The organism is Vibrio sp. 10N.222.51.C5, assembly GCF_041474575.1.
In the GTDB taxonomy this organism is placed as follows: Bacteria; Pseudomonadota; Gammaproteobacteria; order Enterobacterales; family Vibrionaceae; genus Vibrio; species Vibrio crassostreae_C.
In genome coordinates, this window is record NZ_JBFRUJ010000084.1 from 1 (window position 1) to 18,199 (window position 18,199).

13 protein-coding genes and 1 pseudogene are annotated in these 18,199 nt (G+C 44.0%); 5 read left to right on the top strand and 9 right to left on the bottom strand.

The annotated features are described in order from the left end of the window. Positions 1-430: 430 nt before the first annotated feature. Positions 431-1,396: a hypothetical protein gene (locus AB4558_RS21400; RefSeq protein ID WP_061038112.1), complete on the bottom strand. Its 966-nt coding sequence runs from the start codon at positions 1,394-1,396 to the stop codon at positions 431-433. 153 nt (positions 1,397-1,549) lie between these two features. Between AB4558_RS21400 and AB4558_RS21405 the strand changes: the two genes are divergently transcribed. The 3 genes from AB4558_RS21405 to AB4558_RS21415 all read left to right on the top strand — a co-directional run bounded on the left by AB4558_RS21405 (position 1,550) and on the right by AB4558_RS21415 (position 4,569). Next, complete coding sequence (locus tag AB4558_RS21405) at positions 1,550-2,017, top strand: Lrp/AsnC family transcriptional regulator (RefSeq protein WP_048606174.1); 468 nt, start codon at positions 1,550-1,552, stop codon at positions 2,015-2,017. Between the two features lie 165 nt (positions 2,018-2,182). Then, positions 2,183-3,745 carry a methyl-accepting chemotaxis protein gene (locus AB4558_RS21410; protein ID WP_372159089.1) on the top strand — a complete coding sequence of 521 codons (1,563 nt, stop codon included), beginning with the start codon at positions 2,183-2,185 and terminating at the stop codon, positions 3,743-3,745. Positions 3,746-3,915: 170 nt separating this feature from the next. Beyond that, positions 3,916-4,569: an outer membrane protein gene (locus tag AB4558_RS21415; RefSeq protein ID WP_372159090.1), complete on the top strand. Its 654-nt coding sequence runs from the start codon at positions 3,916-3,918 to the stop codon at positions 4,567-4,569. A gap of 123 nt (positions 4,570-4,692) precedes the next feature. Here the strand turns inward: AB4558_RS21415 and tkt are convergent, their stop codons facing one another. Beyond that, positions 4,693-6,684 (bottom strand): transketolase, encoded by a 1,992-nt coding sequence (gene tkt, locus AB4558_RS21420; protein WP_372159091.1) that lies wholly within the window; start codon positions 6,682-6,684, stop codon positions 4,693-4,695. An 87-nt stretch (positions 6,685-6,771) separates the two neighbouring features. After that, a complete protein-coding gene (gene tal / locus AB4558_RS21425) occupies positions 6,772-7,722 on the bottom strand; it encodes a transaldolase (protein ID WP_009845571.1) in 951 nt (316 codons plus the stop codon). 459 nt (positions 7,723-8,181) lie between these two features. On the opposite strand from tal, the gene AB4558_RS21430 reads away from it, so the two are divergent. After that, positions 8,182-9,189, top strand: a complete 1,008-nt coding sequence (locus AB4558_RS21430; protein ID WP_372159093.1) for a sugar-binding transcriptional regulator — start codon at positions 8,182-8,184, stop codon at positions 9,187-9,189. A gap of 168 nt (positions 9,190-9,357) precedes the next feature. Further along, the gene (locus AB4558_RS21435) at positions 9,358-10,728 is read left to right on the top strand and encodes a glycoside hydrolase family 18 protein (RefSeq protein WP_229647318.1); all 1,371 of its coding nucleotides are present in this window, start codon (positions 9,358-9,360) and stop codon (positions 10,726-10,728) included. A 91-nt stretch (positions 10,729-10,819) separates the two neighbouring features. Here AB4558_RS21435 and AB4558_RS21440 read toward each other — a convergent pair whose 3' ends face one another. From AB4558_RS21440 to AB4558_RS21465, 6 genes and pseudogenes are all read right to left on the bottom strand, one after another. Next, positions 10,820-13,114, bottom strand: coding sequence for a putative bifunctional diguanylate cyclase/phosphodiesterase (locus AB4558_RS21440; protein ID WP_372159094.1), 2,295 nt, complete (start codon positions 13,112-13,114; stop codon positions 10,820-10,822). 385 nt (positions 13,115-13,499) lie between these two features. Further along, positions 13,500-14,348 carry a sulfurtransferase gene (locus tag AB4558_RS21445; RefSeq protein ID WP_372159095.1) on the bottom strand — a complete coding sequence of 283 codons (849 nt, stop codon included), beginning with the start codon at positions 14,346-14,348 and terminating at the stop codon, positions 13,500-13,502. 123 nt (positions 14,349-14,471) lie between these two features. Continuing rightward, the gene (locus AB4558_RS21450; RefSeq protein ID WP_017061706.1) at positions 14,472-14,786 is read right to left on the bottom strand and encodes a hypothetical protein; all 315 of its coding nucleotides are present in this window, start codon (positions 14,784-14,786) and stop codon (positions 14,472-14,474) included. Between the two features lie 206 nt (positions 14,787-14,992). Beyond that, on the bottom strand, positions 14,993-15,628 hold the full coding sequence (locus AB4558_RS21455) for a hypothetical protein (RefSeq protein WP_017064433.1): 636 nt from the start codon (positions 15,626-15,628) through the stop codon (positions 14,993-14,995). Between the two features lie 11 nt (positions 15,629-15,639). Continuing rightward, the gene (locus AB4558_RS21460; protein ID WP_372159096.1) at positions 15,640-17,775 is read right to left on the bottom strand and encodes an LruC domain-containing protein; all 2,136 of its coding nucleotides are present in this window, start codon (positions 17,773-17,775) and stop codon (positions 15,640-15,642) included. 200 nt (positions 17,776-17,975) lie between these two features. Then, a pseudogene (locus AB4558_RS21465) lies at positions 17,976-18,199 on the bottom strand (XRE family transcriptional regulator); the annotation flags it as partial.

Genomic DNA, 18,199 nt, shown 5'->3' on the forward strand with positions numbered 1-18,199 from the left:
TTATTACAATTAATTATTCGTTCCGGTTTCAACATTTAGAGTTAATATAAAATAAGGAGTGTTATTTATTCTATTGTCAGTTATTTAATGGGTTTTGTTGAATGAATAGCTGATAGTTTGGATATTTAATAACATTGATTAGAACGCGGTTATAATTCTGGAGGGCGCTTTATACAAGGAGTTGGCTTCTAAATAATAAGATAATTTTTTATTATCGATGTTTTAAAATACGCATGTAATAACTGAGTCATTAGTAAATACCCATGCTCAAATTATTTTTACTCAAAATATCAATAATTAGGGTATTGATAGTAATTTTCAGTGCTTCAACGGCGTGAAATTTAACAATAGCGGCGGTGATAGGATCGGCGAGTAGCAAAAAGAGCCCGTATTTGAGCTCTTTTTCTTTTAGTCTCTTTGGTATTTTTACTTATGACTGAGAGACATCGCGATAAAAGTAACGTTCGCAAGTGCTCGGATTCATGCGCTTAATGATGTTGGATATTAAAGCGATAACCAGCACTGAGAATACCAACCTTCCCCAAAATATGGTGTAGAAGTCTGCCCCAATGAGCATGATCAACAACGTATCTTCAATCAAGCTGTGGAGCAAGTTGAGCAGCATGATTGCGGTGAATACATCTCTTGCTGAGATATGGCCTTTCTTGGCTTCGTTGATCAATAAGCCGCCGCCAAACGAAAGACCTAGCGTGATTCCTATAATCGTTAGGTTGGTTGCGTCCTTGCTGATTCCTAGCAGTCTCAAGAACGGTCTTAACAATATTGCCATGAGCTTTTCAATGCCGAGAATCTTTAAAACCTTGAGTAGCAGTAATAGCGCTGAAATCACCATGAAGATAACCGCAAAGCTCTTGAGCTGTTCAATGGCCCAACCCAAATAGCTTGTGTCTCCTGATACCTCAGGCTGCCAAAGCACCGTTGCTGGGTAATTGAGCAAATCCCCATATTGATAACTGAGGTTGAGTAGCCATGCCAGCACCAAGCTACCACCGACTCGCACCGACAGCGTAGCCAGCCAGCTCACGCCTGCCTTTTTGGCTATCGCTCCTTCAATCGGCAGTGAGTGGGCGAGAAGCATCATACTGCCTAAAACCGAGGCTTGAGCAACCGTTAAGGGAGCGTCGGAATTAATGAGAATAATGATCCCCGCATAGATGTTAGTGAGTATGGTGGTTGCCCATACCAAGCCCATTTCTTTCGGTAAGCCGACGCTTTCCATTATTGGGCTCAGCCATTCGCTCAGAATCACGATGCCGCCGAGCTCTTCAATGACCTTTATCACGATGATAATTGGAATCATGATTCGGAAAAGTGTCGAGGTGACATCGAAAATCTCTCTAAGGAGTTCTTTAAAAAATTGATAGGTTGATTTCATAGTTACGACCATGGTTCGATTGTTTGGTATGAGAAGATCTTACCGTGATTGTTGTGATTCAGATTTCTAAATTGACCTTTAAAGTTGCGATAGATTTTTTAATTATCGTAGTATTAAGAATTATAAGTCATAAATGTATTGGTTTAAGAAATTATGGTGATTGACCGTATAGATAGAAGCATTTTGGTTGAATTGCAAAAGAACAACCGAATCCCTAATCAGACATTGGCTGAGCTGGTCGGGTTGTCACCGCCTGCTTGCTTAAAGCGAGTGAAACGGCTGAGAGAAGAGGGCGTGATAGTCGGTGATGTGTCCATCATTAATCCAGAACTGACCGGCAGTAAGATGACTTTGGTTGTGTCCGTGGAAATGGAGCGTGACCGAGGGGATATTTATCAAATCTTTCGCCATTCTATTTCAAAGGCAGAAGAGGTCACGCAGTGCTATCAGATATCAGGCAGCTTTGATTTCATGCTGATTGTGACGGTCAAAGACATTCAAGCCTACGAAGACTTTGTGGAGCGAGTACTACGCAAAGATCTGAATATTCGTAAATTCCATACCTCTGTCTCAATGAGAACCGTGAAATTTACTACTGCAGTAAACTTAGATGAGTCATGACTGTTGGCATGAGAAGATAGTGAAGTTATTAGCTTTGTGAGGTACTTAGCTAATATTTGTATAAATAGCAGGCATTTACACAAAATGTGACGTTCACATTTTGTCATAACTTTAATAATTGTATATATTCCTCGCCTAAAATAATAATTAACCTAAGTTAATATAATGACTGTCAGTTCATCTACTCAATCTCGTGAAACGCTTCTCAGCGAAAACGAACAACTTGTCTCTACCACTGATTTAAAAGGCGTGATTACGTACAGTAATGATGCTTTTTGTCGCATAGCGGAATACAGCCAACAAGAATTGCTAGGGCAACACCACAATATCGTAAGGCATAACGATATGCCGAAAGCCGCTTTTGCTGATATGTGGGTTAACCTAAAGCAAGGTAAAGCGTGGCGTGGCATCGTAAAAAACAAAACCAAATCCGGTGGGTTTTATTGGGTCGATGCTTACGTAACTCCAATTTACGATAATGGTAAGGTGAGTGGCTACCAATCTGTTCGTGTTAAGCCAAAGAATGAATGGATACAAGTTGCAGACAAGGCTTACCAAGGCCTCTTGAAGGCTGAAAAGTCGGGTCGTCAATGGTCATTAAAGATCAGTGACAGTGTTCGTTACGCCGTGTTGCTAGGCTCTTTGGCTGCGCCTCTGATTTCAAACCTCGTTGAAGTAGGGCAAGTATCACAATGGTTGTTGAGTCTACTTCCTGTTTCAGCATTAGCACTGCTTTTCCGACAAGAGCTGATTGATACTCCACTGCAGTTGAAAAAGCTGCAATCTAAATTCGATAGTGTCAGTCGCCTGGTCTATTCAGGTAATAGCCAGTTCTCTATTGTCGACTTTCACTTAAAACTATTGTCTGCAAGAATCCGCACCGTATTAGGTCGTATGACAGACTCTGCCAAGCCGTTACAAGATTTGGCTGACAACCTGAATGCCACGTCATTTGAAGTATCAGAAGCCTTAGATCAACAAACAAAAGACATTCTTCAAGTACGAGAGGCGACTGAAGAGGTTGAAGTCACCGCCAATGAGGTCTCTTCTCGCACCGAAGAAGCGCACCAGATTGTCGATGTGACTTTGCAAACTTGTGCTGGCGCTAAAGATAGCATTAATCAAACTCATCAAAACTTAGAGAGCCTAGCTTCTCAGGCCGAAAAGGCGACTCAAACGACTTACCAACTGAGCGACCAAGCGCAGAGCGTAAGTAAGATAATGGAAGAGATTGGTGGAATCGCCGAACAAACCAACTTGTTGGCCCTGAACGCTGCGATTGAAGCGGCGAGAGCGGGCGAGCAAGGACGAGGCTTTGCTGTCGTTGCAGATGAAGTGCGTGCATTGTCGGGTCGAACCTCAAAGGCTACGGTTCAGATCAAAGAGAGCATCGATACCATGCTAACGACGATTGAAGGCTGGCAAAAAGATATTCTGGCTAACAGAGAGCAGACAGACGCATGTGGCGATGTAGCAAAGGTAAGCTCACAACGTTTATCGGAAGTTGAGAACCTGATGCAATCGATGAACGAGTTGATGCAGTCGGTAGAAAGCTCTGCGCATAAACAGCGTCAGCTATCGAGTGATGTAAACCTTCATATGCAGTCTATCGCTTCAACGGCTGAGCAAAACCTGGTTGCGACGCATTCTGTGAAAGACCACTCCACAGAGCTAAAAGAACAAGTTAATGAGTTCTACCAACTGGCGAAGCGTTTCGAAGAAAAATAGCCGTTAGATTCAAACCCGAATGAGAAATGACAAAGAGCCTTGCGAAACTAGCAGGGCTTTTTTATGCGCCAAACGATCCGTTTAGAAAATCTTTGAAACAAAAATAAAACACCGTTCAATTTAGGTTGCGTTACACTTCTACAATTCCAATCAAATTTTGAGTTACTGACATGCGCCCCCTTATTTTTACCGTTTTTTGCTTCAGTCTGATGAGTTTCCCAAGCTTGGCTTCAAAGGGTTCTCACTATCTTTATACGGGATATCAGAATACACGAGTCAGTGATGATGGCTTTCAAGATTACTTTGAAGGCTCTTACAACAACTCAGGCAGTAAGCAACTTTATGGCGGCTATTTCGGGGGGAATTATGCGGTAACGGATTCGCTGTTTGTTGGTTTCGACTCTTCAAAAACGACACGATCTTTAACGACTTTGTCTGATCTATCTATTCACTTAGGCCTGTACCACTCAGTCAGCCAACAAGTTGAATTGTATGCTTCTGGTGGTGTGAATTGGGTGAAACCTAAGAGGCGTTCTTCGTGCCGTAATGACAGTATTCTTGATCCATGTAACAGGGAAACCAACAAAAACTACGATGAAGGGTTTATCGGTGAAGCGGGTGCTGTGGTTTCGATTAACGAACGTTGGTCGTTGCAACCGTTTTACAGTTATACCGATACCTATGAACATGGTTTAAATAGTTTGGGAGTTGTGAGTTCGGTTAAGATTATCTCGTGGCTCGCCGTTGATGCAGGTTATGACTACACCTATAGCAAAAACCTAAAGCAAAACACCGTTCGAGTCGGTGCACGGTTTAGCTTCTAGTCTTTAGTCTTCAACAGACAACAGACAACAGACAACAGACAACAGACAAAGAAAGCCCCGCATTTTCATGCGGGGCTTTCTGTATGCATCAACCCATTGAAGGGCGAGACAATGTATTCAAGATTAAGCTAGAAGCTCTTTCGCTGTGTTTACTACGTTTTCAGTAGTGAAACCGAACATCTTGAATAGCTCACCTGCTGGTGCAGATTCGCCGAACGTTGTCATACCGATGATCTTGCCACCGAAACCAACGTACTTGTACCAGAAGTCAGCGATGCCAGCTTCTACAGCGATACGTGCAGTTACGTCAGATGGAAGTACAGACTCACGGTATTCAGCATCTTGCTTGTCGAACGCGTCAGTTGCAGGCATAGAAACTACGCGTACTTTCTTACCTTCAGCGGTTAGTTCAGCAGCAGCGTTAACCGCTAGCTCAACTTCAGAACCCGTTGCGATAAGGATAAGCTCTGGCTTACCTTCACAATCTTTCAGGATGTAACCACCCTTAGCGATGTTTGCTACTTGCTCAGCGTCACGATCTTGTTGTGCAAGGTTTTGACGAGAGAAGATGAGTGCAGAAGGACCATCTTTACGCTCGATTGCTAGTTTCCAAGCAACAGCAGATTCAACTTGGTCACATGGACGCCATGTGCTCATGTTTGGAGTTAGACGTAGAGAAGCGATCTGCTCAACTGGTTGGTGAGTTGGACCATCTTCGCCAAGACCGATAGAGTCGTGCGTGTAAACTTGGATGTTCTGAGTTTTCATCAGAGCAGCCATACGCATAGCGTTACGAGCGTATTCCATGAACATTAGGAACGTTGCGCCGTATGGTACGAAACCACCGTGCAGAGCGATACCGTTCATGATCGCCGTCATACCGAATTCACGTACACCGTAGTGGATGTAGTTACCAGAGAAGTCGTTTGCCTCAAGAGACTTAGAACCAGACCACATAGTCAGGTTAGAAGGCGCAAGGTCAGCAGAGCCGCCCATGAATTCAGGTAGCATAGCACCGAACGCTTCTAGAGCATTTTGAGATGCTTTACGTGATGCGATGTTTGCTGGGTTAGCTTGAAGATCAGCGATGATTGCCGATGCTTTCTCTTCCCACTCAGCTGGTAGGTCACCGTTTACGCGGCGTTTGAATTCAGCTGCCAGCTCAGGGTATGCTGCTTCATAAGCTGCAAGTTTCTCGTTCCACGCTGCTTCCTTAGCTGCGCCTGCTTCTTTCGCATCCCACTCTGAGTAAACTTCCGACGGAATTTCAAAAGGACCGTGCTCCCAACCTAATTCTTTACGTGTTGCTGCAATTTCTTCAGCGCCTAGTGGAGCACCGTGACAGTCGTGCGTACCTGCTTTGTTTGGAGAACCAAAGCCAATTACTGTTTTAGTACAGATTAGAGTAGGGCGAGGGTCTGCTTTAGCCGCTTCAATCGCTGCGTTGATAGCATCAGGGTCGTGGCCATCTACCGCTGGGATTACGTGCCAGCCGTAAGCTTCGAAACGCTTAGGTGTATCGTCAGAGAACCAACCTTCAACTTCACCATCGATAGAGATACCGTTGTCATCCCAGAAAGCAACCAGCTTACCAAGACCAAGCGTACCTGCTAGAGAACATGCTTCGTGAGAGATACCTTCCATCAGGCAGCCATCACCCATGAATGCATAAGTGTAGTGGTCTACGATGTCGTGGCCTTCTTTGTTGAACTGTGCAGCTAGCGCTTTCTCAGCCATAGCCATACCAACAGCGTTAGTAATGCCTTGACCTAGAGGACCAGTCGTTGTTTCGATGCCTGGTGCGTAGCCGTACTCTGGGTGACCTGGAGTCTTAGAGTGCAGTTGACGGAAGTTCTTAAGATCTTCAATTGAAAGCTCGTAACCTGCTAGGTGAAGCAGAGAGTAAATCAGCATTGAGCCGTGGCCGTTAGACAGGATAAAACGGTCGCGGTCAGCCCACTCTGGGTTTGCTGGGTTGTGATTTAGGTGAGAACGCCAAAGTACTTCAGCGATATCAGCCATACCCATAGGTGCGCCAGGGTGACCAGAGTTTGCTTGTTGTACGCCGTCCATGCTTAGAGCACGAATAGCGTTAGCTAGATGTTTGCGATTCATAAGAACTTCCGAATAAAAATTAAGAAAAACAAAATTGATAAAAGTAGGGGAACTGAACGTTCCCCTATTTGAATTTGGTAAGAGTGATTACAGTTTAGCTGCGATCATGTCTTCTAGTTTGCCTTGGTCAACGGCGAAGTTGCGGATGCCTTCAGCCAGTTTCTCAACAGCCATTGCATCTTGGTTGTGGTCCCATAGGAACTCAGCGTGAGTCATCGCTGCTGGACGCTCTTTAGTACCGTTAGAGTCGATAAGCTTCTCTACTACTTCGCCTTCTGCTGCTTCTAGGTCTGCTAGAAGTTGAGGAGCGATAGTTAGACGGTCACAACCAGCAAGTTCAAGGATCTCGCCGATGTTACGGAAGCTTGCGCCCATAACAACAGTCTTGTAACCGTGGTCTTTGTAGTAGTTGTAGATATCTGAAACAGAGATTACACCTGGATCTTCTGAAGCTTCGAAATCACGACCTTCTTTCGCTTTGTACCAGTCCATGATGCGACCAACGAAAGGAGAGATTAGGAATACGCCAGCTTCAGCACAAGCACGAGCTTGAGCGAAAGAGAATAGAAGCGTTAGGTTACAGTTGATGCCTTCTTTCTCTAGGATTTCAGCAGCGCGGATGCCTTCCCAAGTAGAAGCCAGTTTGATAAGGATGCGGTCGTTAGTGATGCCAGCGTCGTTGTACATTTTGATAAGTTGACGAGCTTTAGCAACGCTGCCTTCCATGTCGTAAGAAAGACGAGCATCGACTTCAGTAGAGATACGGCCAGGTACAACTTTTAGGATTTCTTTACCGATGTTCACGTTAAGCATGTCGCAAGTATCTTGAACTTGCTGTGCTTTATCACCGCTTTGCGCTTTTGCGTATTCGATAGAAGCATCGATTAGAGGAGCGTACTCAGCAATTTGAGCAGCTTTAAGAATTAGAGATGGGTTAGTTGTTGCATCTTCAGGAGTGTACTTGCTGATAGCTTCGATATCGCCAGTGTCAGCTACAACAGTTGTTAGTTTACGAAGTTGCTCTAATTTATTGCTCATTTTGATCATCCTATGTATCGCATAACACCTCATTAATGGGAGAGGTGTGGGCATTTGCAAGCTAACTAATGAAGTTCTCAATGGTTGTACCAGTGAGCCAAACTTACATTAATTTAAATTTTTCTCCGAACGAACATTTGCACAGAACATTTGATCGCTCGATGAGTAAATGATGTAGCCATATTTATCCGATCTAGCCCCAAAGTCAACGGTAAATAGTACTGTATGGTGACTTCAGTCAAATATATTTCGCTCTAGTAATCATGGGCTATGCAAGCAAACGTTTAACGAGCAAAGTGAGGTGAATTAATCAACAACAAAACCATGGTTATGACTATGAGTAAATGTACCTTGCTGTTACATATGTTCGGGGTGTAAACTTGTGTATCACTTGCTTAAGCATCGAACATTTGTTCTTCAAGCAGGTAAAATAATTGTTAAATATTGGTTGAGTGGTATATGAGTAAGAATATCCAAGATGTTTCCGAAGAAAACACTGATCTCCTCACTGAAGTCGCGGTTGCTTATTATCAAGATGGTGCCACGCAAGAAGAGATATCTAAAAAGTACTCTATCTCCCGTGCAAAGGTTGGTCGAATGCTCAAGCAAGCCCGAGATGAGGGCATTGTTGAGATCACCGTGAAATACCACCCTGTCTTTAGTGCGAAGATCGAGCAACGTTTGATCGAACGATTTGGTGTAAAGCGTGCGCTTGTGGCACTAGACCAACCGAATGAAGAGAAGCAGCGATTACAGGTTGCTGGTTTAGTGTCTAACTACCTTACCAGTACACTGAAAAACGGCATGGTAGTGACAGTAGGACAAGGGCGAAACGTATCGTCTGTTGCTCATCACACTGGCGTCATTACGCCACGAGACTGCAAATTCGTGTGTGGTATCGGCGGTATTCACCCAAGAGGCGGTATGTTTAATGCCGACCATATATGCAGGCAGTTAGCCAAAAAGTACGGTGGATCTTCTGAAACCTTATACGCGCCCGCTTATGCCGAGAATAAAGCGCAAAAAACCGCATTCATGGAAAACAGCACCGTTAAGCAGACCCTCGATCTCGCTCGAAAAGCCGATGTCGCTTTGGTCGGTATCGGTGATATGAGCGAAAACAGCTATATGGTCGACTTAGGCTGGTTTACCGCAGGTGAGGTCGTTCAATCTCGTTTATTACAAGGTGTCGTCGGTGACTTTGCGGGTTATGACTTTTTCGATGTTCACGGTAAAACAGCAAACACAGTAATGAGTGACCGTGTGATTGGTTTGGCCTTGGAAGAATTTCGCCCAATTGCAGAAGTCATTGCCATTGCAGCCGAGAACAGTAAACCACTCGCTTTGTTAGGTGCACTAAGAACCGGTGTGGTCGATGTGATAGCGACCAGCGTAAGTAATGCTTTGACGGTACTTAACTTGGACGAACAACTTAGCGTGAATAAACCAAACAGAAGTGAATCGTAAGATACTTAAGCTTCGTTGAATTCACTATTTGAGTAATCATGGAAATTCCCCTGATGAAACCAGTGCAATAAGGGGGATAACTATTAGACATGACTCGAATAGTGAATTTGTTCAGCGGTTGAAAGAATTATCACTCTTTAATGTTAAGCCACACTAAAGGAGATAATTATGAAACTGTCATTTATCACACACGCTATTTCTAGCAACAGTGACCAATCAAGTTCTATCTTTAAATCTATTTCTATCTTTGGGCTTAGCTCAATAGCCACGGTTTGTATGCTCACACCTACAGTACATGCCGATGATAAAGTCGTCGCAGGGTATTTTGCGGATTGGCAATATCTGAATAAAGACAACCCTTATACCGTTGACGACATACCTGCAGACAAGCTCTCACATATTATTTACGCCTTCTTGAGCATGTGTGGTCCTCATAGCGGTGCTGGTGAGCCCGTCCAAAAACAAATTCAGCAGCAATGTGCGGACAAACAACCATATACCGCGATTATTGTGGATAAAGAAGCTGCGTTAGAAGTCGATTTCGGAGACGTGGGTGTTGATGTCGCCTATAAAGGTCACTTTGCCCAGTTAGCTCAACTGAAGGCCGACAATCAAAATATCAAAATTTTGCCCTCATTTGGAGGGTGGACAATGTCTGAACCTTTCCATGCGATGGCGAAAGATCCTCAAGCCATTGCGCACTTTTCAAAAACTGCTGTTGAATTGATCCAAAAATACGACTTCTTTGATGGTATTGATCTTGATTGGGAATACCCAGGAGGCGGCGGCTTAACCACTTCGCCTTGGAACCCAGAGACGAAACTAACGGATGAGCAAAAAGCGCTAGAGCGTGAAGCTTTTACTCTTTTAGTAAAAACAATCAGAAGTGATTTGGACGCTCTATCAAAGACGACTCAAAGAGATTACGAGCTTTCAACGGCTGTCGGTGTTGGTGCTAAGGCAGCTCAAATTGACTGGAACGCAGCTAGCCCATATCTGACGAACATGTTTGCGATGACGTATGACTTCCTCGGAGGCTGGGGAACTCAAACAGGTCACACAACAAACTTACATGCCACCGAGCGTAGTTGGTGGGGAATGGGAGCTGATGTCTTCATTAATCAGATGATAGAGCAAGGTATTCCTAGCGAGAAGCTCGTGATCGGGGCGGCTTTTTATGGTCGAGGTTGGCAAGGGACAAAAGACTTTGCTGGAGAGCTGCCTAAAGGAGACCTAGTTTCTGAACAAGGGGCGCAGTTTGGTACCGGTGAAAACGGTTACTTCATGTTTTGGGATCTTATGAATAACTACAGCAGCAAACAAGGTTATGAGTATAAGTATGATGAGCAAGCTCAAGCACCTTATTTGTGGAACCCAGATAAAAAAGTATTCATATCTTTTGAAGATCAGCGTTCTATTAAAGCAAAGGCAGAATGGGCGAAGAAATCAGACCTAGGCGGCATTTTTACTTGGGAATTATCAGGAGATCCTTCCGGGCAGTTGATCGATGTTATGCATAGTGAAATGAATAAAAAGTGAAATGAATAAATAACCGAACAGAAAATATCTAGAAAATAAGGTAGGTGTTTATCTGCCTACCTTATTTAGCTCGTCTATTTAACTCGCGTTCTTAAACAGAACATTCCGCGTGCTCGGTCACTTTCTTGTTTAGGTGAGTAGCCAGCTCATAATAAGGAATAGGGCGAGAGAAGTAATAGCCTTGCATTAAGTCACATCCACATGCCTTTAGAATTGCGAAGTGTTCGTTTGATTCTACGCCTTCTGCTAATACCACCATGCCGAAGTTCTTACCGATTGCGATGATGTTTTGCACCATGGTGAGTGACTGCTGATCGACAGCAATGTTCTCAATAAAGCTCTTATCGATTTTAAGTTCATCGATAGGCAGTGCTTTCAACATACTTAGTGATGAATAACCTGTCCCGAAATCATCTAAAGAGATCTTTATATTCTTCTCTTTGAGGGCTTCAAAAGTCGGTTTCACCAAAGTCACATCTTCAATGAACAAGCTCTCGGTAATTTCTAGCGTTAAACAGCTAGGAGAGAGTTGATACTTTTCTAGTGTCGCGAACAAGTGCTCAGAGAAGGATTGATGAGAAAACTGACGCACTGATATGTTGATCGACAGCCCGATCTTTTGTTCTGTTGTTCGGTGCAAGTGGGCGATCTGCATAATGCTGGACTCAATAATAAAAGTCCCCAGTTTTTGCATTAAACCCGTGTTCTCTGCTATCGGTATAAAGACATCTGGCGGAACAAAACCCAATTCCTCATCAATCCAGCGCACGAGTGCTTCTACACCATGAATACTTTCATTTGCACGAACCAGCGGTTGGAAAACCATGAACAGCGTTTGTTTCTCGATAGCGATGCGTAGCCTTTGTTCTACTTTCATTTTGTAGAGATGAGCATCTTGCATTTCCGTTGTGAAAATACTGTACGAGTTTTGCTGCTGTTTCGCTTTGTACATTGAAATATCGGCAGAACGTAACAGGCTATCCAGATCTTTTCCGTGTTCTGGGAAACGCGCTACGCCGATGCTGCAACCTAACAAAAACTGAGCGATTTCAACTTCATAAGGTTGAGAAAGCACTTCAATAATGCGCTTGGCGAGTCGTTTAATTTCAGCTTCATTCGACAAGGGCGTCAAGAACAAAAACTCATCACTGGATTCACGTACCAATAGGCTGAGGCGAGATCGGAACCTCATCAAACGCAAAGCGATCTGTTTGAGAACCTTATCTCCAAAGTCATGCCCGTGGGTGTCATTGACGCATTTAAAGTTATCGATATCGATAAACAACAGCGAAAACGGCTCTGACTCATCGTCAATCCATTTACCAATGTTTCTACGCATGTACAAACGGTTTGGCAGAGAGGTTAAAGGGTCATGGTTCGCCTGATAAATGAGTTGGCTACGAGTCCGTTGTTCATTCTTGGCAATCGACTTAACCAAAAAGTAGAAACCAAACTGAAGAAAAATAAAGGCAACGAAAAGAATGCTGAACTCTTGTATGAATATACTATCGACGTGAGTTAGATCCGTACGTCCTACCACCCATAATTTGTAGTTTGGGATGTATTTCGCGCTCATCAAAGAGTGGTACTCTTCATCGTCGACGACAAAAGAATAGGTTTCTTGCCCATTCATCGCTTCTTGTACGCTAATTCCGAAGTGGTCGGTAAAGATACTTGCAATACGCTGTATGACATCTTTGCCGACTGGAGAGGAATAGGCACTCTCAGATTCAATATCACTTGAATAAAACTGGCGATAGCTGTCTTTTCTGATCAGGCTTAGTGTATTGAAACTTCCGGCGTGAGCATTATTTTCAAATACGATCGTTGCGTCTAATCGTAGCCCTGCGGTCATTACTGCATCGGTTTTCTTGCCATCGATTGAAATGGATTTTCTCAGCGGGATGACTAAGCTATTCAACGAATCTTGAAAATAGGTACGGCCAAGCACCATGCTACTGCTTGATAGGGCGTCTAGGAAGGAGCCTCTGGTTGGCGCGTATTGCAGCAAGTTCCTTTGATTCGCAAGTTCGAGATTTGAGCTAATCGAGAGGTAATCACCGTCGGTGTTCAACAAGCCAAACGCTGCTATCGCAGGGTGGGTCTCAAGTAGCTTGTCTAATATTGGCCTAATCTGGATAGATGCAGTACGTGTGAAATCAGACTGTTGAGCCAGTTGATGGCCAACCACTTCTAACAAGGCTTCTTGACTGGTCAGCAGCGAGTTGACGGAGCTAGAAAAAAGCTCAACCTGAATGTGTTGCTGCTCTATGAAGTCGTCTCTGTTTGCTTTCCAGTTTGTTATTCCCAACGCGGCGAAAAGTATCAGGGTCAGTAGTACGACAAACGCGTACAGCGACCAGATATTTTGCTTAAATAGAGCCATGAGGTGCCTTTGTTGGTTACTACTTTTAACAGACTGCAAGTGACAAACTATTGGGTTGTCAGCGCGATTCATGCAACGAAAAATACAAACATCAATGATGAAAGTATTAATGATTAAATAGTGTAACGACTACGAGCAGAGATTCTTGAGTGAAAAATTAGTATTCATAACGTCGATAACGATTAGTTTATGATTAATCACGAATTATGGTTAGCAAGTTGATGTGGGTTACAAATCAAACGGCGTGAATCGAGTCTTGGTCTCAAATGAACATAGCGTTAACTGCGACATAGAGGCTTACTTCATGAGACGTGGAGCCATCATTATCAGTAAGCTCTTTATGCATGCGCAGTATATTCTAATAGTTGCATTAAGCGAAGTTGAATTACTTTTTAGTCACGGCGATAGGGAGTTTGTCGTTAGCACCCCATTCCGTCCATGAACCATCGTAAACACCCATTTCACCGTTATAGCCAGCGAGTTTAGCGGCTAATAATATGATGCAAGCTGTTACGCCAGAGCCACAGCTAAAGAACATAGGTTGAGAAGGCGTTAATTCTAGCGTTGAAAAGATATCAATAAGCTCTTCTTGGGACTTTAACTTGCCGTTTTTGAGTACTTGGGCAAATGGTAGGCAAATAGAATTCGGTATATGGCCACTACGCAAGCCTTCACGTGGTTCAGGAACTTCTGAATCGAAACGAGCTTGAGAACGAGCATCTACAATGTTTGCACTCTTGTCAGTTGAGTAACCTTCAATCTGCTGAGCACTGACAAAGTAGTTGTCTTGAATATGGCCTTTAAAATTGCCCGCTTTTACTTCGGTGCGATAGTCAGTCTCGGTCGCGTAACCGGCTTCGATCCAAGCTGGCAAACCGCCATCTAAGATGAATACGTCGTTGTGTCCCATTGCCATAAACATCCACCACGCACGAGGAGAAGCGAAGGTTCCGGAGTTATCGTAAACCACAATCGTACTGTCTTGATTGATGCCAATTTCTTTTGCGCGAGTGTTGAAGTGTTTTTCGCTCGGAAACATGTGAGGAAGCAGAGTGTGCTTGTTACAAAAGTCTTTGTCGTAGTCAAAACGAATAGCACCAGGAATCATTTGTCCTTTGATCTTTTCTGACTCGCTTGGAATTTGAAACTCGATGCTGGCGTCGAGGATGATGATATTGTCTTCTGCTAGCAAACGTTGTTGAAGTTGTTGTGGTGAGATGAGTGGCTGATTCATTATTGTTATATCCATTCTTGTTGTTTTAGCGATTCTTACTGTTTTAGCGAATACAGTGGTAGAGCGATTACTGTTGCTTTTGCGAATACAGTTGCTTTACGAATACCGTTGTTGCATCGATGGCTACTGTGCAGCTCGACAGTGGATGAACTGATAACTGCTTTGTCCGGTTATTTGATTGTTTAATGTATCAAGCGCGACCACAGAATCAATAGGGCAGTCTGTGGTAGGAGCAATAGAGAGCCGAAATACGTCATTATCTTTTGTCTGAACAGTCAGATAACGCCTGTGCCCATCTAAGGATTGAGTAAGCGTGTTCGAAATTACTTTGGCTTGAATACGTTGCCCCGTCTCTGATGTTAGCGGGAAATAGGCAAGGGCAACTAACACGCCTACGCCACACATTAAGATAAATAGACCTATTTTTAACTGTTTCATGAGAGTAAGTCTTTGAAGGTTATGTTGAAAATATAAGTGAGGTTGGTGGTAAAGTGAATGCTACTCGCTAAGAAAGCTGAATTAACTGCTCTTCGACGAAAATAAAAAAGTGAGCATTTCTGCTCACTTCCTACTTACAAACAATCCATTTTGACTCTGTTTCGTCAGAGATCTCGCTAACGACAAGTTACCTGCTGTTAAACAATTTACTGCCAGACAATCTGAGAGTCGCCGCTAGAAACCACTTGTTGTAATGGAGGTTGACCATCGTAAAACCAAATCTCTATCAAGAGTGCGTCATGGTTTACTGGTGCTGCAAAGTTGGAGGCGAACACACCGTTATCTAGTGGGCCCGCAATGACCTTGCTGGAGTAATCCGGCTTCAAGGTTGAGTCATCTCTTGTACTAAAGCGGCTATAAACGGTCACAAAAGAGCGGTCTGTCGAAATGCTGCTGATGTCAATGTTGAGATCAAACTGTTCAACAGAGTTGTAGTCAAATCCATCAGGTACCACCAAATCACTCATCGTATAGCTCTGCGCTGCTACCGCACTTGTCGCGGGAGACGGCGAAGGCGTTGCTGTTACCGGAGTCGTTGCTGTTACCGGATTCGACGGAGTTGCAGGTGTCGAGGGTGTAGATGGTGATGCCGTAGATGTACTTCCGCCCCCACCGCCGCCGCCTCCACAGCCGGCTAATACTAATGGCGCTGCAGCTAAAATAACGGCTAGTGACTTCTTGATGTTCCAAGTGCTTTGTACAGACATACGTTTTTCCTCAAAGAGATTGCGACTTGAATCAACGCAATGATTGTCTCGATATTGTTTAGTGTGAATAGTCATAACGTCTCTCCTTATGGTTCGTAACGTTGGTTGTCTGCAGGTGATTGGTACCATGTTTGGTTCGTTTCACCGCCGGATTCTGCGTATTCTTTAAACCCTGGGTAAGCGGTAACAATATCGACGTACTCTAAAGGCCACTCCCATTCGTCATCCGAAGTCACTATTAGTGCCCAAGGGTGGTTTTCTACTGTTTTGAAGTATTTACCTGTTGATGGATTACTGTCATCGACGCCTAATCCAGCTTCAAAGAGGTTAGTGGTATCAAATGCCTCGGTTGGAGCTTGGTCTGGCAAGTGAACCTCCCAGCTGCGCCCTGGATGTAGAGGTAGGTTTTCACCGTGATAATACCCAGGCGTTGCAAAAATGAACGGGTCGTAAGGCATATCGGTCCAACTGCCAGTACTCACACCGTCACCGGCTAAAGTAATACCAATTTGGAATGAGAACTGCTCATCCTCTTTACATCCATTACTGGTGCGGTAGAAGGTACAGCCAGTGCTGATTTTTTCTGTCAGGTCATTGGCGATAACAAAGATTGCTTCGCTACGTCCATCTTCTAGGTCAAGGTCAGTGAATACACCGTTGTGTTTCATGTAAGAGCTACCACTACTCACCAAGCTCGGGTCGAGGTTAGGAAGTCGAACAGCAAAACCATTTCTGTACGATGCCCCGACAGCAGCCAGGCGGCCGTCGATGGTGGATTTAACGACTTTTCCATCTTTAAGGATCTCAGTAATACGATACATAAGAACAGCATCGTTCATGTCGTAGTCAGCTTTATAAGGCCAGTTATCTTCGTACGCGAGCGTTGCGTAACCAGAAGCACTTGGGAAGTAACGAGCAGCGGCACCATCGTTAAGAACATCGACTTGAATATCGACCACCTCACCAGAGGTTGAACCGCCAAAGTAACTTAGGTTGGTTTGTTGACTGAATCTAAAGCGAGCCCACGTCGTACCGGTCAGAGCGTTGATATCGACATTTAGGAACAGATCGTTTTCACCCGCATCTAACAGGTAATCGGTAAATACTTGCTCGTTGGCGCCATCGAAACTGCCATCTTGGTTCCAATCTATCCAAGCCGAAAGGTAACCGGTTGTTGAAGCCTCAATCACCACTTTTGAATCAAGACCAGCTTCAAGTGCGGTTACAAAACCGATACCACCGTTCGCCCACTCATCATCAATACCCACGCTTTCATCCGATTGCGGTGTTACGTAGCCGTCAAGATCGGCGTCGGGCGCGTCTGTACCTAACCAAGTCACGCCATCTAGTTCATGTCGAGGACCGTTACTTGCTAATAACGTTAGATAGGTATCTGGAGCGTCACCGAAGTCGATGTTGGAATCTTCATCTACGACAGGCGCATTCGCACAGCGAGCACCATCATTTTGATTCGAAGAAGGGCCATTCGATACGAACTCTACAGCAGGAACGACACCTGCAGCGATGTTTGCAGCGTTATCTGGGGATAGGTTGATACGGTAGATCTTACCGTCTTGATTTCGAGATACGTAATAGTAGCCGTTTACATCAAAATAACCTGCGCCAAACGTCCCTGTTTCTCCGGTATCACCAATATAGGTTTCTGCACCTGTAGTTGGGTTGAAGCTGTACAAGCCACCCGAGTTATTGTCGATACCATATAAAGAGCCATCACTTGGATGGAAAGCAAAATCAGTCAGTTTTACAGTTGCAGGGCTGCCTGCGATTTTGTTGACCGTGACGGTCGCATTCGGATCAGAGTCTAAAGGAGAGAGGTCAACAGTAAATAGTCCCTTACCTGTACGATACAAGTAGTAAACATGGTCATAGACGTCGCCGACATAGAAAGTGTGATCGGTTGGTAAGCCACTGGTATTGATAACTTCTGCTTGGAAGTCTTGACCAAGACGCACTAAACGTTTGTTGGTGGTGTCATAGCCATAAATATATCTGTCTTGAAAGTCGAAACCGACACCATTGATATTGGCATTCATACCCGTATCGTCTTCCAACAGAGTGGTTGAACCTGTTACTAGGTTTACACCCCAAACTTCAACGGGTTTCGACTGAAAGAGGTATGCTTGACTAGGGCAGGTATCGAATGGCGCTGCGTTGGCGACTAGAGGGGCACTTAATAGCAAACTTAACGTTGTAATTCTCATATCTACATCCTTGTGATGGAAGGTCTAGATATTCAATCAAGTTACGTGCCAGTTTTAAGTGTTTGATTTAATGGGTTTTTATTATTTATCGAGTTCAGTTTCCAATTTGAGTGTCAATATGAAAGTGTGCCATCCAAATAGCCAAAGGCCTTTATATTTCTATTTGATTAGAGCTAAGGATACAAGAGCTTAGGCGGTAATTACGAGTGATTGTCTAATAGGCTCTGTATGTATTCACTCGTGAATGGAACAATATCTGAGACCACTTTGGATGCTAAAATGCTTTCAGCGTTAGCTTTTATTCTGACATATCGAAAATGCTTGCCATAAACCTTTACTCCTCCAAACGGTAAACTCTTTCCTTTGTTAATCAATTCACAATCTGAGTTTGATTCATAAAGGGAATACCCCAGGGCAAGATCAT

Bases quoted from the DNA above. Each gene is read 5' to 3' on its own strand.
- AB4558_RS21400 (WP_061038112.1), bottom strand. From the start codon at position 1,396: ATGAAATCAACCTATCAATTTTTTAAAGAACTCCTTAGAGAGATTTTC.
- AB4558_RS21435 (WP_229647318.1), top strand. From the start codon at position 9,358: ATGAAACTGTCATTTATCACACACGCTATTTCTAGCAACAGTGACCAA.
- AB4558_RS21415 (WP_372159090.1), top strand. From the start codon at position 3,916: ATGCGCCCCCTTATTTTTACCGTTTTTTGCTTCAGTCTGATGAGTTTC.
- AB4558_RS21445 (WP_372159095.1), bottom strand. From the start codon at position 14,348: ATGAATCAGCCACTCATCTCACCACAACAACTTCAACAACGTTTGCTA.
- AB4558_RS21455 (WP_017064433.1), bottom strand. From the start codon at position 15,628: ATGACTATTCACACTAAACAATATCGAGACAATCATTGCGTTGATTCA.
- AB4558_RS21450 (WP_017061706.1), bottom strand. From the start codon at position 14,786: ATGAAACAGTTAAAAATAGGTCTATTTATCTTAATGTGTGGCGTAGGC.
- AB4558_RS21405 (WP_048606174.1), top strand. From the start codon at position 1,550: ATGGTGATTGACCGTATAGATAGAAGCATTTTGGTTGAATTGCAAAAG.
- AB4558_RS21440 (WP_372159094.1), bottom strand. From the start codon at position 13,114: ATGGCTCTATTTAAGCAAAATATCTGGTCGCTGTACGCGTTTGTCGTA.
- tkt (WP_372159091.1), bottom strand. From the start codon at position 6,684: ATGAATCGCAAACATCTAGCTAACGCTATTCGTGCTCTAAGCATGGAC.
- AB4558_RS21460 (WP_372159096.1), bottom strand. From the start codon at position 17,775: ATGAGAATTACAACGTTAAGTTTGCTATTAAGTGCCCCTCTAGTCGCC.
- AB4558_RS21410 (WP_372159089.1), top strand. From the start codon at position 2,183: ATGACTGTCAGTTCATCTACTCAATCTCGTGAAACGCTTCTCAGCGAA.
- tal (WP_009845571.1), bottom strand. From the start codon at position 7,722: ATGAGCAATAAATTAGAGCAACTTCGTAAACTAACAACTGTTGTAGCT.
- AB4558_RS21430 (WP_372159093.1), top strand. From the start codon at position 8,182: ATGAGTAAGAATATCCAAGATGTTTCCGAAGAAAACACTGATCTCCTC.